The organism is Streptomyces sp. NPDC094034 (assembly GCF_040303865.1).
Classification (GTDB): Bacteria; Actinomycetota; Actinomycetes; order Streptomycetales; family Streptomycetaceae; genus Streptomyces.
The window spans coordinates 23,960-37,563 of sequence record NZ_JBEOUD010000014.1; the positions used below are offsets into that span (position 1 = coordinate 23,960).

Here is a 13,604-nt window from a genome sequence, read left to right on the forward strand (position 1 = left end):
CTGCGATCCCTGATCCTGGCCCGCGACTCCACCCGCCCGCGCGATGCCGTAACGCGCCCTGGCAGGGGCTTCATTGTCCCTCACTCCGAGACCGTCACCGCTCCCGGGTCCGGCGTCCACGAGGATGACGCCGCACGACGGGACCCCACCATGCCACTCCCCCCTGGCCCCGGTGACCACCCCGCCGGTCATCACTCTGTTCGGTGTGGGCGCTTGTGTGCCATGCGTCGGTGTGACGGATGTGCCGAACGGGGCGGCTGTGGCCGCGCCTGTACGCCCGCACCACCGCGGCACCCCCCCGGCCCCCACCGCCCCCGGGCGGCGCGCCGTCTCGCGCTCGCGCACGGACCGACGGCGCCCGGCTCGTATCCGCACTCCCCTACGGATGCTCGTATCCGTACTCCCCTACGGATTACGTCCTGCTCGGCCTCGCCGTCAAGGAGGTGACGGGCCGTTCGTACGCGGCCGAGGCCAAGGCCCGCATCATCGTCCCCCTCGGTCTCACCGGCACCTCCTTCCCCGGCGTACGTACCTCGCTCCCTTCCTCCTACGGCCGGTGCGCACCGGCCACGGTGCGTCAGATCGGCACGATGTCCGGCGCGCCGAGCCGCGCCGCGTCCGCCGTCTGGTCGTCCGGCTGGCGCTGCGACTCCCGCTCCGCCTCCACCCTCTTCTCGTAGTGCTCGACCTCCCGCTCGATCCGGTCCTTGTCCCAGCCGAGCACCGGCGCCATCAGCTCGGCGCACTCCCGCGCGCTGCGGGTGCCGCGGTCGAACGTCTCGATCGAGATCCGGGTTCGCCGCGTCAGTACGTCGTCGAGATGGCGCGCCCCTTCGTGCGAGGCCGCGTAGACGATCTCGGCGCGCAGATAGTCGTCGGCGGCGGCCAGCGGCTCACCGAGACCCGGGTGCGCCGCGATCAGTTCGAGCAGTTCCTCGACGAGCGTCCCGTAGCGGTTCAACAGATGCTCCACGCGGGCGACATGGATCCCCGTCCGCGCGGCCATCCTCGCCCGCGCGTTCCACAACGCGTGATATCCCTCGGCGCCGAGCAGCGGCACATCCTCGGTGACGCACTCCGCCACCCGCTGGTCGAGGCCGTGCACCGCCTCGTCCACCGCGTCCTTGGCCATCACCCGGTACGTCGTGTACTTGCCACCGGCGACGACCACCATGCCGGGCACCGGATGCGCGACGGTGTGCTCGCGCGACAGCTTGCTGGTGGCGTCGGACTCCCCGGCGAGCAGCGGACGCAGCCCCGCGTACACCCCCTGTACGTCGTCCCTGGTCAACGGCGTGTGCAGCACCGAATTCACATGTTCGAGCAGATAGTCGATATCGGCGCTGGAGGCCGCCGGATGGGCCTTGTCCAGATCCCAGTCGGTGTCGGTGGTGCCCACGATCCAGTGCCGGCCCCAGGGGATGACGAACAGCACCGATTTCTCGGTCCGCAGGATCAGCCCCGTCGTCGAGTGGATCCGGTCCTTGGGCACGACCAGATGGATGCCCTTGGAGGCCCGGACATGGAACTGCCCGCGCTCGGCGATCAGCGCCTGGGTGTCGTCCGTCCAGACCCCGGTGGCGTTGACGACCTGCTTGGCCCGGATCTCGTACTCCCCTCCGGCCTCCACGTCCCTCACACGCGCCCCGACGACCCGCTCGCCCTCGCGCAGAAAGCCGATGACCCGCGCCCGGCTGGCGACATGCGCGCCATAGGTCGCCGCCGTACGCACCAGCGTCGTCACATAGCGCGCGTCGTCCATCTGCGCGTCGTAGTACTGCAACGCCCCCACCAGCGCGTCCTTCTTGAGGCAGGGCGCCACCCGCAGCGCGCGGCGCCGGGAGAGATGGCGGTGGACGGGCAGCCCGCGGCCGTGTCCTGACGAGACGGACATCGCGTCGTACAGCGCGACGCCCGAGCCCGCGTAGAGCCGCTCCCAGCCCTTGTGCCGCAACGGGTAGAGGAAGGGCACCGGCTTCACCAGATGGGGCGCCAGCTTCTCCAGCAGCAGCCCGCGTTCCTTCAGCGCTTCACGTACGAGCGCGAAGTCCAGCATCTCCAGATAGCGCAGCCCGCCATGGATCAGCTTGCTCGACCTGCTGGAGGTGCCGGACGCCCAGTCGCGCGCCTCGACGAGGCCGGTCGCCAGCCCTCGGGTCACGGCATCGAGGGCGGTCCCCGCTCCGACCACGCCCGCGCCCACGACCAGCACGTCCAGTTCACGCTCGGCCATCGCCGCGAGCGCCTGGCCGCGCTCCGCAGGTCCCAGTGTCGCTGTTCTCACCGCTGCCTCCCGTCGTCCCCCGTGTGGTCGGGCTCACACCATCGATTCTGTCCGCACTCCACGACTTCAGCCACTGCCTGTGGATAACACCGGTCACACAGCTGTCGACGAATAGCGCCATCCCTCTCGCGAAACGGACTTCCCCGGCCACGCAATGCCACATAACGGTCATATTTACGCCTAGTCTGACATTGCGCGTGCCCATTCTGTCCACAGGGTTTGCGCTCTCTGTCCACTCCGGCTAAGGGAAGGGCGGTCATCGCCGTGCCCGCAGATCTCGCCGTCATCGGACTCGGCCATCTCGGCCTGCCCCTCGCCCACGCCGCCGTGGCCGCCGGTATCGAGACCATCGGCTTCGACACCGACCCGCGGCCCGTCGCCGAACTGGCCGCCGGCCACTCCCCGGTCGACGGCCCGCTCACCGCCTCCGACGTACGCCGGATGCTCTCGGGGGGCTTCCGGCCGACCACCAATCCCACCGATCTCGGCCGGGTCCGTACGGCCGTCATCTGCGCGCCCACCCCGCTCGGCGCCGACCGCACCCCCGATCTGACCGCGATCGGCGACGCGGCCCGCGCGCTGGCCGCCCGGCTGCGCCCGCACACCACCGTGCTGCTCGAATCACCCGCCGCGCCCGGCACCACCGAGGGCTTCCTCCGCACCACCCTGGAAGAGGGCTCCGGACTGCGCGCCGGACGCGACTTCCATCTCGCGTACTCCCCCGGCCGGCTCGACCCCGGCAACCGCACCCACGGCTTCGCCAACACCCCCAAGGTGATCGGTGGTCTCACCCCCGCCTGCACCGAGTCGGCGGCGGCCTTCTACAGCCGCCTCACCGACAAGGTCGTCCGGGCGCGCGGACCGCGCGAGGCCGAAACGGTCAAGCTCCTCGAAACCAACTTCCGGCACGTCAACATCGCCCTGGTCAACGAGATGGCCGTGCTCTGCCATGACCTCGGCGTCGACCTCTGGGACGTCATCCGCTGCGCCGAGACCAAGCCCTTCGGCTTCCAGGCCTTCCGGCCAGGACCCGGCGTCGGCGGCCATGGCGCGCCGATGGACCCCAGCTATCTGCCGCACGCGGGCCGCACCCCGGGCCATCCGCTGCGGATGGTCGGCCTCGCCCAGGAGATCAACTCCCGTATGCCGCAGTACGTCATCCAGCGCAGCGCCACCCTCCTCAACGAGCACGGCAAGTCCGCGCGCGGCGCCCGCGTACTGCTCCTCGGCGTCACCTACAAGCCCGACCTCGCCGACCAGGAGAACTCACCGGCCACCGAGATCGCCTGCCGGCTGATGGATCTGGGCGCCACCGTCAGCTACCACGATCCCTACGTCCCGGACTGGCGCGTACGCGAACTCCCCGTCCCCCGCGCGGACTCGCTCTACGAGGCCGCCGCCGACGCGGATCTGACGGTGCTGCTCCAGCACCACCGCACGTACGACCTCCAAGGTCTGGCGGTCAAGGCGCAGTTGCTGCTGGACACGAGGGGCGCGAGCCCGGCGGGCGCCGCGTACCGCCTCTGAAAGTGGCCGCACCACGCTGAAACGGGTACGGGACCGCCCGAGCCGACTGCTTCTGTCCAGGGCCAACTGCTTCTGTCCAGGGCCAACGAGCGCGGATCATGCGCGCGACACATCGCCTGGACGCCCCCGGACCGCGCGACGCGGCCCGGGGCAATCCGCCTTCAGGAGTCCTCAGGAGTCCTCGGGAGTCCTGGGCCCGACGCTCCTCGGGAGTCCTGGGCCCGACGCTCCTCAGCGGCGGTGCTGCGAGTCCGCCACCGTCACCTCGACGCGCTGGAACTCCTTGAGCTCGCTGTAGCCCGTCGTCGCCATGGCCCGCCTCAGCGCGCCGAAGAAGTTCATCGACCCGTCCGGGATGCGCGAGGGACCGGTCAGGACCTCCTCCGTCGTCCCGACGATGCCCAGATCCACCAGCTTGCCGCGCGGCACATCCTCGTGGACCGCCTCCATGCCCCAGTGGCGCCCCTTGCCCGGCGCGTCCGTGGCCCGCGCCAGCGGCGAACCGATCATCACCGAGTCCGCGCCGCACGCGATCGCCTTGGGGAGATCACCGGACCAGCCGACCCCGCCGTCCGCGATGACATGCACATACCGGCCGCCGGACTCGTCCATGTAGTCCCGGCGGGCCGCCGCGACATCCGCGACGGCGGTCGCCATCGGGACCTGGATGCCCAGCACATTGCGGGTGGTGTGCGCGGCGCCGCCGCCGAAGCCGACCAGCACGCCCGCCGCGCCCGTACGCATCAGATGCAGGGCCGCGGTGTACGTGGCGCAGCCGCCGACGATGACCGGCACATCCAGCTCGTAGATGAACTGCTTCAGGTTCAGCGGCTCCGCGGCCCCCGAGACATGCTCGGCGGAGACGGTCGTACCGCGGATGACGAAGATGTCGACCCCGGCATCCACCACGGCCTTGGAGAACTGCGCGGTGCGCTGCGGCGAGAGCGCGGCGGCCGTGACCACGCCCGATTCCCGCACCTCCTTGATGCGCTGCCCGATCAGCTCTTCCTTGATCGGCTCGGCGTAGATCTCCTGGAGCCTGCGGTTGGCGGTGGCCTCCTCAAGACCGGCGATCTCGTCGAGCAGCGGCTCCGGGTCCTCGTACCGGGTCCACAGGCCCTCCAGGTTGAGCACCCCCAGACCGCCCATCTCACCGATCCGGATCGCGGTCCGCGGGGAGACGACGGAGTCCATGGGAGCGGCGAGGAAGGGCAGCTCGAACCGGTAGGCGTCGATCTGCCAGGCGATCGAGACCTCCTTCGGGTCCCGGGTGCGCCGGCTCGGGACGACGGCGATGTCGTCGAAGGCGTACGCCCTGCGGCCGCGCTTGCCGCGCCCGATCTCGATCTCAGTCACGATGTGTGGCCTTTCCCTCTACGTCTGCCCGTCCAGTATCCCCGACGCGCCAGTGAGGGGCGGTCCCGGAAACCGGGGCCGCCCCTCACAGAAACATGTGCTTGTCCCACGTTTTCAGTTCGCGGTGTAGTTCGGTGCCTCGACCGTCATCTGGATGTCGTGCGGGTGGCTCTCCTTGAGGCCCGCCGACGTGATCCGTACGAAGCGGCCCTTGCGCTCCATCTCGTCGATGGAGGCGGCGCCCACATACCCCATGGTCTGGCGCAGCCCGCCGACCAGCTGGTGCAGTACGGCGGCGAGCGGACCGCGGAAGGGGACCTGGCCCTCGATGCCCTCGGGCACCAGCTTGTCGTCCGAGGACACCTCGGCCTGGAAGTAGCGGTCCTTGGAGAACGAACGCCCCTGGCCGCGTGACTGCATCGCGCCGAGCGACCCCATGCCCCGGTACGACTTGAACTGCTTGCCGTTGATGAACTGGAGCTCGCCCGGCGACTCCTCGCAGCCCGCGAGCAGACTGCCCAGCATGACCGTGCTGGCTCCGGCGGCGAGCGCCTTGCCGATGTCGCCGGAGTACTGGAGGCCGCCGTCGCCGATGACCGGGATACCGGCGGCCTGACAGGCGACCGCCGCCTCGTAGATCGCCGTGACCTGCGGGACCCCGATACCGGCGACCACGCGGGTGGTGCAGATCGAGCCGGGTCCTACACCGACCTTGACGCCGTCCACACCCGCGTCGATCAACGCCTGGGCGCCCTCGCGGGTGGCGACATTGCCGCCGATGATGTCGACCGGGACACTCGACTTGATCTTGGACATCCAGCTGAGCGCGTTGCTGTTGTGACCGTGCGAGGTGTCCACGACCAGGAAGTCCACACCCGCCGCGACCAGCGCCTGGGCACGCTCCAGCGCCTCCGGGCTGGCCCCCACGGCGGCACCGACCAGCAGCCGGCCCTCCGTGTCCTTGGCCGCCTGCGGGTACTTCTCCGCCTTGACGAAGTCCTTGACCGTGATCAGGCCCTTGAGGATGCCCGCGTCGTCGACCAGCGGCAGCTTCTCGATCTTGTGCCGGCGCAGCAGCCCCATGGCGTCCACACCGGAGATGCCGACCTTGCCGGTGACCAGCGGCATCGGGGTCATGACCTCGCGCACCTGGCGGGTACGGTCCGCCTCGAAGGCCATGTCACGGTTGGTGACGATGCCGAGCAGCTTGCCCGCGCTGTCGGTGACCGGGACACCGCTGATCCGGAACTTGGCACAGAGCTGGTCGGCCTCGGCGAGCGTCGCGTCGGGGCGCACCGTGATCGGGTCGGTGACCATGCCGGACTCGGAGCGCTTCACCAGATCGACCTGGTTGGCCTGGTCCGCGATGGAGAGATTGCGATGCAGCACACCGACGCCGCCCTGCCGCGCCATGGCGATCGCCATCCGGGCCTCGGTGACCTTGTCCATCGCCGCGGACAGCAGCGGGATGTTCACCTTGACGTTCCGCGAGACCAGTGAGGCGGTGTCCACCTGGTTCGGCAGCACTTCCGAGGCCCCCGGAAGCAGCAGCACGTCGTCGTATGTCAGCCCGAGCGTCGCGAATTTCTCGGGCACTCCGTCGACGTTTGCAGTCATGACACCTTCCCCAAATGGCCTTGATCGGTGCGGATGTCCATGCTAACGGGCTTCGCGGGCCACTCATTCCACGATCGAGATCACCGATCGGCTTCGTATGTTCATACGTTCGCGGCCACGAAAGCGTGCCACGAAAGTCGCTCGCGGTGACCGCCGGGGCGGGCAGGCGCCGGTACGACCGCCCGGTACCGACCGCGGGTACGACCGTCCGTTCACGAGCCCGGACGACCGCCCCGGTTCACTGCTCGGCCAGGGCCCGCAGCCTGCTGAGCGCGCGGTGCTGGGCGACCCGTACGGCGCCCGGCGACATCCCCAGCATCTGCCCGGTCTCCTCGGCGGTCAGCCCGACCGCGACCCGCAGCACCAGCAGCTCGCGCTGGTTCTCCGGCAGATTGGCGAGCAGTTTCTTGGCCCACTCCGCGTCACTGCTGAGCAGCGCGCGCTCCTCGGGCCCCAGGGAGTCGTCCGGCCGCTCGGGCATCTCGTCGGACGGCACGGCCGTGGATCCCGGGTGCCGCATGGCGGCCCGCTGGAGATCGGCGACCTTGTGCCCGGCGATGGCGAAGACGAACGCCTCGAAGGGCCGGCCGGTGTCGCGGTAGCGCGGCAGCGCCATGAGGACGGCGACACAGACTTCCTGCGCGAGGTCCTCCACGAAGTGCCGCGCGTCACCGGGAAGGCGGTTCAGTCGCGTACGGCAGTAACGCAGCGCGAGCGGATGGACCCGGGCCAGCAGATCGTGCGTGGCCTGTTCGTCGCCGTCGACGGCACGGTGAACGAGCGCACCAATCACCGTGGTCTCGTCATCGCGCATCGGTCCATGGTGCCTTGGCGGCTGCTGATCGGTGGCACCGCGTCCATAGTTGTGCACCGAAGCGTTATGAGCGGGTGCGGCAGAACTCATTTCCTGCGCTCTCCCCTCGCGCTCGTCCGACTCGTCCCCGAGGAACTCCACATCTCAAGGATGCGGCATCGCGCGGGAAACGAGTGTGTACGAGCGTACGTTGCCCCGCCCGCCGGGTCTGCCGCGACAGACACGGCAGACCCGGCGGCGGGCGGGGACGGCTACGGCGTGTCAGCGGACGAGGCCCCAGCGGAAGCCGAGCGCCACCGCGTGCGCGCGGTCCGAGGCGCCGAGCTTCTTGAAGAGCCGCCGGGCGTGTGTCTTGACCGTGTCCTCGGAGAGGAACAGCTCACGGCCGATCTCCGCGTTCGACCGGCCGTGGCTCATGCCTTCGAGCACCTGGATCTCGCGCGCGGTGAGCGTGGGCGCCGCGCCCATCTCGGCCGAGCGGAGCCGGCGCGGCGCGAGCCGCCAGGTCGGATCGGCGAGCGCCTGTGTGACGGTCGCGCGCAGTTCGGCACGCGAGGCGTCCTTGTGGAGATAGCCGCGGGCGCCGGCGGCGACCGCGAGCGCGACACCGTCCAGGTCCTCGGCGACCGTCAGCATGATGATCCGGGCACCGGGGTCCGCCGAGAGCAGCCTGCGGACCGTCTCGACACCGCCCAGCCCCGGCATGCGTACATCCATCAGAATCAGGTCGGACCGGTCGGCACCCCAGCGGCGGAGGACTTCCTCGCCGTTGGCCGCGGTCGTCACGCGCTCGACACCGGGCACGGTCGCGACCGCGCGGCGGAGCGCCTCTCGGGCAAGCGGGGAGTCGTCGCAGACGAGGACGGATGTCATGACTGTCCTCCGCAGCTGATGCGCGTCACCTTGAGCCTCCAGGCTGGGTACATATCGTCACCTGTGCGATTGACGCTCTCGGACATGCGCCCGAGCGCTCATTGTCTCAACCGCCTCGCACATTCAACGACGGTCACTCGAAAGAGTTACGGGTCGGACAGCCCTCTTCGACACTCCCTGTGAGGGGTCGCACACGGAGGAGAGCGCCAGGGGTTGACCGGTACCCAATCGGAGGTATGCCCCATTTAGCGGCTTTTCTTCACTTTTACTGGTGTCTGTGGCTAGATTCGCAATGAGTCATATTTACATCTACTTACATAGTAGATGTACGGTCGTGAGCACCGGTGCGTGTACGCGCCGGGCTCGTACCCGGCGTCCAAGCGGCCCGTATCCGCCTCAGCACGGTTTCAAGGGGACATGAGCAATGGCAGATTTCTCCCGCCTTCCCGGACCGAACGCAGACCTGTGGGACTGGCAGCTCCTCGCGGCATGTCGGGGTGTCGACAGTTCGCTCTTCTTCCACCCGGAGGGGGAAAGAGGCGCGGCACGAAGCGCGCGTGAGAACTCGGCGAAAGAGGTGTGCATGAGGTGCCCCGTCCGCGCGGAGTGCGCGGCACACGCCCTGGCGGTGCGGGAGCCGTACGGCGTGTGGGGCGGACTGACCGAGGACGAACGCGAGGAGCTGATGGGGCGGGCGCGGACCCGGCTGATCACCGCGTCGACCTCGGGTCACGGCACCGGCCACGGTCACAGCCACAGCCACCACGGGAGCCACGAGAACGGCTGAGTGCCCGCCGCCGATAAGCGAAGAAACGTTCCTCCAGGTAAGGCCACACCGCACATACCGCACCACCCCCCTGCGCCGCCTCTCAGCGCGCGCCCGCCAGGACCAGCTGATCCAGCGTCGCCGCCACGGCCGGGACCTGAGCGAGATCGGGCAGGGTCAGGGCGACGATCTCCCGGTGAACGGACGGCTCGACCGCGAGCGTACGAACACCCTCGGTGCGTACGGACTCCATCGCCAGCTCCGGCAGCACCGCCACCCCCAGCCCCGCCGCGACCAGGCCGATCACGGCCGGGTAGTCATCCGTCGCGAAGTCGATCCGGGGCGTGAATCCCGCGGCCTCACACGCGTCGACCAGCTGGGTACGGCAGCGGGGGCAGCCCGCGATCCAGGACTCGGCGGCCAGCTCGGCGATCGCGACGGCACCGGCGTCCGCGAGCCGATGATCCTCGGGGACCAGACCGACGAGCCGGTCCATGAGCAGCGGGCGCACGACGAGGTCGTCCCACTCCGCGCCGGAGCCGCCGTACCGGAACGCCAGCGCCACATCGCACTCACCGTCTCGCAGCATCACCGCCGAACTCGGCGGCTCGGCCTCGACCAGCGAGACGCGCGTGCCCGGATGGGCCGCGCGCAGGGCGGCCAGAGCGGTCGGCACCAGCGTGGAACTGCCGCTGGGGAAGGACACCAGCCTGACCCGGCCGGCCCGCAGCCCGGCGATGGCCGCGATCTCCTCCTCCGCCGCGGTGAGTCCGGCGAGGATGCCCGTCGCGTGCCGTACCAGCGCCTCGCCGGCCTGCGTCAGCCGCATCTCGCGGCCGGTACGGACGATCAGCGGGGTGCCCGCGGACGATTCGAGCGCCTTCATCTGCTGGCTGACGGCCGGCTGCGTACAGCCCAGTTCGCGGGCCGCGGCGGAGAAGGAGCCAGTGGCGGCCACGGCGCGCAGGACACGGAGATGACGGGCTTCGATCACCCTTCGAGTATAAGTGAGCCTTTGGGGTAGCGATGAGTAATAGGTGGAATCTTTGAGAGTGGGGTGGATAGCGTGGCGTGTATGAAGCTTCTGACCGTGAATGTGGGGCGGCCGACGGCCGTGGAGTACACGGACACCCCGGGCGGGTTCACCGGGATCGACAAGCGTCCGGCCGACGGTCCCGTCCGGGTGTCGGATCCCGGGGCCAAGGGCGAGGGCGGGAGCGGCGTCGCCGGTGACACGGTCTGCGATCTGCGCCATCACGGCGGCTCCGATCAGGCGGTGTACGCGTTCGCCCGGGAGGATCTGGACTTCTGGGAGCGGGAGTTGGGACGGCCGCTGGCCAATGGCGCCTTCGGGGAGAATCTCACCACGTCCGGCGTGGACATCATGGGCGCCAGGATCGGCGAGCGCTGGCGTATCGGCTCCGAGGTGGTGCTGGAGACGACGAGCGGGCGGATTCCGTGCCGTACGTTCCAGGGCTGGCTCGGTGAGAAGGGCTGGGTGCGGCGGTTCACCGGGCAGGCCGTGACCGGGGCGTATCTGCGCGTCATCACCCCCGGCGCGATCCGCGCGGGCGATCCGATCGAGATCGTCCACCGGCCGGACCATGATGTGACGGTCTCCCTGGCCTTCCGCGCCGTCACCACCGAGCGCGAGCTGCTGCCACGGGTTCTCGCCGCCGGTGAGGCCCTGCACGCCGAGGAGTTGAGGACAGCGCGGGAGTACGTCGAGAAATACGCCACGGAGAACGCCGCGAAGTAACCCATTCCCGGGCGTCGCCGGGTCCGCCCGCCAAGGCACTAACGTGCCTGCGTATGACGACTGCTCTGATTACCGGCGCGACGGCCGGGATCGGCGCCGCCTTCGCTCGGCGGCTGGCCTCGGACGGACACAATCTCGTCCTGGTGGCCCGCGACACCGAGCGTTTGCGGGCCCAGGCCACCGAACTGCACGACCGGCACGGCATCGAGGCCGAGGTGCTGACCGCCGACCTCTCCACCGACCACGGGATCGCCTCGGTGGAGAAGCGGCTCTCGGACCGCAAGCAGCCGGTCGATCTGCTGGTCAACAACGCGGGGTTCGGCAACAAAGGACGATTCCTCGATGTCTCGATGGCCGACGAACTGACCATGCTGAAGGTGCACTGCGAGGCGGTGCTGCGGCTGACCTCGGCGGTGGTCCCCGGGATGAAGGCGCGCGGCCGGGGCGGGGTCGTCAATGTGGCGTCGGTGGCGGCGTTCGTACCGCGCGGGACGTACGGCGCCTCGAAGGCCTGGGTCGTGCAGTTCACCCAGGGCGCGGCGCGGGATCTGACCGGGTCGGGCGTACGGCTGATGGCGCTGTGCCCCGGTCTCGTGCGGACCGAGTTCCATGAGCGGGCCGGGATGGGCACGGACAATGTCCCGGGCTGGATGTGGCTGGACGCGGACAAGCTGGTGGCCGCCGCGCTGGCGGACCTGGCGCGCGGGAAGACGGTGTCCGTACCGGATCCGCGCTACAAGGCGATGATGGGAGCGGTGAAGCTGGCCCCGCGCGGGCTGCTCGGCGGGATCACCTCGAAGACCGGCCGCAAGTACGGCCCGCGGTAAGCGGTCACGCAGGAGGCCCGGCACCCCCTGGAAGGGGTACCGGGCCTCGGTGCGTTCGTCCGGCCGGACGGTTACGCGCCGTGCGACGTCAGTGGCTGTGGCCGTGGCCGCCGTGACCCGCGTCGGCCTCTTCCTCGGCCGGCTTCTCGACGACCAGGGTCTCGGTCGTGAGCAGCAGCGAGGCGATGGACGCGGCGTTCTCCAGGGCGGAGCGCGTGACCTTGACCGGGTCGATGACGCCGGCCTTCACCAGGTCGACGTACTCGCCGGTCGCGGCGTTGAAGCCGTTGCCCTTGTCCAGCTCCGCCACCTTGGAGGTGATGACGTAGCCCTCAAGACCGGCGTTCTCGGCGATCCAGCGCAGCGGCTCGACGACGGCGCGGCGGACGACCGCGACACCGGTGGCCTCGTCGCCCTCCTTGCCGAGGTTGCCTTCGAGCACCTTGGCGGCGTGCACCAGAGCGGAGCCACCACCGGAGACGATGCCCTCCTCGACCGCGGCGCGGGTCGCGGAGATGGCGTCCTCCAGACGGTGCTTCTTCTCCTTCAGCTCCACCTCGGTGGCGGCGCCGACCTTGATCACGCACACGCCGCCGGCCAGCTTCGCGAGGCGCTCCTGGAGCTTCTCGCGGTCCCAGTCGGAGTCCGTGGACTCGATCTCGGCCTTGATCTGGTTGACCCGGCCGGCGACGTCGGTGGAGTTGCCGCCACCGTCGACGATGGTCGTGTCGTCCTTGGAGATGGTGACGCGGCGGGCGGAGCCCAGCACGTCCAGACCGGCCTGGTCGAGCTTGAGGCCGACCTCCTCGGCGATGACGGTCGCACCGGTGAGGGTGGCGATGTCGCCGAGCATGGCCTTGCGGCGGTCACCGAAGCCGGGGGCCTTCACCGCGACGGCGTTGAACGTGCCGCGGATCTTGTTGACGACGAGGGTGGAGAGCGCCTCGCCCTCGACGTCCTCGGCGATGATCAGCAGCGGCTTGGAGCCACCCGCCTGGATGACCTTCTCCAGCAGCGGCAGCAGGTCCTGGATGCTGGCGATCTTGCCCTGGTGGATCAGGATGTACGGGTCGTCGAGGACGGCCTCCATACGCTCCTGGTCGGTCACCATGTACGGGGACAGGTAGCCCTTGTCGAAGGCCATGCCCTCGGTGAAGTCCAGCTCAAGACCGAAGGTGTTGGACTCCTCGACGGTGATGACACCGTCCTTGCCGACCTTGTCCATCGCCTCGGCGATCAGCTCGCCGACCTGCTCGTCCTGGGCGGAGAGCGCGGCGACGGCGGCGATGTCGGACTTGTCGTCGATCGGGCGGGCGGTCGCGAGGAGCTCGTCGGACACGGCCTTGACCGCGGCGTCGATGCCCTTCTTCAGGGCGGCCGGGGAGGCGCCCGCGGCGACATTGCGCAGGCCCTCGCGGACCAGCGCCTGGGCCAGCACGGTGGCGGTGGTGGTGCCGTCACCCGCGATGTCGTTGGTCTTGGTCGCCACCTCCTTCACCAGCTGGGCGCCGAGGTTCTCGTACGGGTCCTCGACCTCTACCTCACGGGCGATCGTGACACCGTCGTTGGTGATGGTGGGGGCGCCGAACTTCTTGTCGATGACGACATTGCGGCCCTTGGGGCCGATCGTCACCTTCACCGTGTCGGCAAGCTTGTTGACGCCGCGCTCAAGGGCGCGACGGGCGTCCTCGTCGAACTTCAGGATCTTCGCCATGGGAGCTTCTCTGTCCTCTCAATGAACCGCGCCCCTGTCCGCCCGGCTGTCGCAGGGTGGCCAGGGG

Annotated in this window: 12 protein-coding genes; 5 read left to right on the forward strand and 7 right to left on the reverse strand. The window is 69.6% G+C overall.

All coding sequences use genetic code 11. From position 1 onward, the window contains the following. Window positions 1–239: 239 nt before the first annotated feature. Window positions 240–680, forward strand: a complete 441-nt coding sequence (locus tag ABTZ59_RS15075) for a serine hydrolase (RefSeq protein WP_503002854.1) — start codon at window positions 240–242, stop codon at window positions 678–680. On the opposite strand, the gene ABTZ59_RS15080 is transcribed toward ABTZ59_RS15075, so the two are convergent. Then, window positions 578–2,284, reverse strand: a complete 1,707-nt coding sequence (locus ABTZ59_RS15080; RefSeq protein WP_351396360.1) for a glycerol-3-phosphate dehydrogenase/oxidase — start codon at window positions 2,282–2,284, stop codon at window positions 578–580. The genes ABTZ59_RS15075 and ABTZ59_RS15080 overlap by 103 nt on opposite strands. A 264-nt stretch (window positions 2,285–2,548) precedes the next feature. Between ABTZ59_RS15080 and ABTZ59_RS15085 the strand changes: the two genes are divergently transcribed. Continuing rightward, window positions 2,549–3,811, forward strand: coding sequence for a nucleotide sugar dehydrogenase (locus ABTZ59_RS15085; RefSeq protein WP_351396363.1), 1,263 nt, complete (start codon window positions 2,549–2,551; stop codon window positions 3,809–3,811). Between the two features lie 231 nt (window positions 3,812–4,042). On the opposite strand, the gene ABTZ59_RS15090 is transcribed toward ABTZ59_RS15085, so the two are convergent. The 4 genes from ABTZ59_RS15090 to ABTZ59_RS15105 form a co-directional block, all read right to left on the reverse strand. Further along, window positions 4,043–5,167: a GuaB3 family IMP dehydrogenase-related protein gene (locus ABTZ59_RS15090; RefSeq protein WP_351396366.1), complete on the reverse strand. Its 1,125-nt coding sequence runs from the start codon at window positions 5,165–5,167 to the stop codon at window positions 4,043–4,045. Between the two features lie 114 nt (window positions 5,168–5,281). Then, entirely contained in the window at window positions 5,282–6,784 is a 1,503-nt protein-coding gene (guaB, locus tag ABTZ59_RS15095) for an IMP dehydrogenase (protein WP_351396369.1), read from the reverse strand. A 238-nt stretch (window positions 6,785–7,022) separates the two neighbouring features. Continuing rightward, the gene (locus tag ABTZ59_RS15100; protein WP_030351487.1) at window positions 7,023–7,598 is read right to left on the reverse strand and encodes a sigma-70 family RNA polymerase sigma factor; all 576 of its coding nucleotides are present in this window, start codon (window positions 7,596–7,598) and stop codon (window positions 7,023–7,025) included. A gap of 261 nt (window positions 7,599–7,859) precedes the next feature. Then, window positions 7,860–8,471 (reverse strand): response regulator transcription factor, encoded by a 612-nt coding sequence (locus ABTZ59_RS15105; RefSeq protein ID WP_003948568.1) that lies wholly within the window; start codon window positions 8,469–8,471, stop codon window positions 7,860–7,862. Window positions 8,472–8,895: 424 nt separating this feature from the next. On the opposite strand from ABTZ59_RS15105, the gene ABTZ59_RS15110 reads away from it, so the two are divergent. Beyond that, window positions 8,896–9,258 carry a WhiB family transcriptional regulator gene (locus ABTZ59_RS15110; protein WP_351396372.1) on the forward strand — a complete coding sequence of 121 codons (363 nt, stop codon included), beginning with the start codon at window positions 8,896–8,898 and terminating at the stop codon, window positions 9,256–9,258. Between the two features lie 82 nt (window positions 9,259–9,340). Here the strand turns inward: ABTZ59_RS15110 and ABTZ59_RS15115 are convergent, their stop codons facing one another. Further along, the gene (locus tag ABTZ59_RS15115; RefSeq protein WP_351396375.1) at window positions 9,341–10,231 is read right to left on the reverse strand and encodes a LysR family transcriptional regulator; all 891 of its coding nucleotides are present in this window, start codon (window positions 10,229–10,231) and stop codon (window positions 9,341–9,343) included. 81 nt (window positions 10,232–10,312) lie between these two features. On the opposite strand from ABTZ59_RS15115, the gene ABTZ59_RS15120 reads away from it, so the two are divergent. Together ABTZ59_RS15120 and ABTZ59_RS15125 are read left to right on the forward strand one after the other, a co-directional pair. Continuing rightward, complete coding sequence (locus ABTZ59_RS15120; RefSeq protein WP_351396378.1) at window positions 10,313–10,996, forward strand: MOSC domain-containing protein; 684 nt, start codon at window positions 10,313–10,315, stop codon at window positions 10,994–10,996. Between the two features lie 53 nt (window positions 10,997–11,049). After that, the gene (locus tag ABTZ59_RS15125) at window positions 11,050–11,823 is read left to right on the forward strand and encodes an SDR family NAD(P)-dependent oxidoreductase (RefSeq protein WP_351396381.1); all 774 of its coding nucleotides are present in this window, start codon (window positions 11,050–11,052) and stop codon (window positions 11,821–11,823) included. Window positions 11,824–11,911: 88 nt separating this feature from the next. Here ABTZ59_RS15125 and groL read toward each other — a convergent pair whose 3' ends face one another. After that, the gene (gene groL / locus ABTZ59_RS15130) at window positions 11,912–13,537 is read right to left on the reverse strand and encodes a chaperonin GroEL (RefSeq protein ID WP_249948297.1); all 1,626 of its coding nucleotides are present in this window, start codon (window positions 13,535–13,537) and stop codon (window positions 11,912–11,914) included. Window positions 13,538–13,604: the final 67 nt, after the last annotated feature.

Bases quoted from the DNA above. Each gene is read 5' to 3' on its own strand.
- ABTZ59_RS15075 (WP_503002854.1), top strand. From the start codon at position 240: ATGTGCCGAACGGGGCGGCTGTGGCCGCGCCTGTACGCCCGCACCACC.
- guaB (WP_351396369.1), bottom strand. From the start codon at position 6,784: ATGACTGCAAACGTCGACGGAGTGCCCGAGAAATTCGCGACGCTCGGG.
- ABTZ59_RS15100 (WP_030351487.1), bottom strand. From the start codon at position 7,598: ATGCGCGATGACGAGACCACGGTGATTGGTGCGCTCGTTCACCGTGCC.
- ABTZ59_RS15105 (WP_003948568.1), bottom strand. From the start codon at position 8,471: ATGACATCCGTCCTCGTCTGCGACGACTCCCCGCTTGCCCGAGAGGCG.
- ABTZ59_RS15110 (WP_351396372.1), top strand. From the start codon at position 8,896: ATGGCAGATTTCTCCCGCCTTCCCGGACCGAACGCAGACCTGTGGGAC.
- ABTZ59_RS15120 (WP_351396378.1), top strand. From the start codon at position 10,313: ATGAAGCTTCTGACCGTGAATGTGGGGCGGCCGACGGCCGTGGAGTAC.
- ABTZ59_RS15125 (WP_351396381.1), top strand. From the start codon at position 11,050: ATGACGACTGCTCTGATTACCGGCGCGACGGCCGGGATCGGCGCCGCC.
- groL (WP_249948297.1), bottom strand. From the start codon at position 13,537: ATGGCGAAGATCCTGAAGTTCGACGAGGACGCCCGTCGCGCCCTTGAG.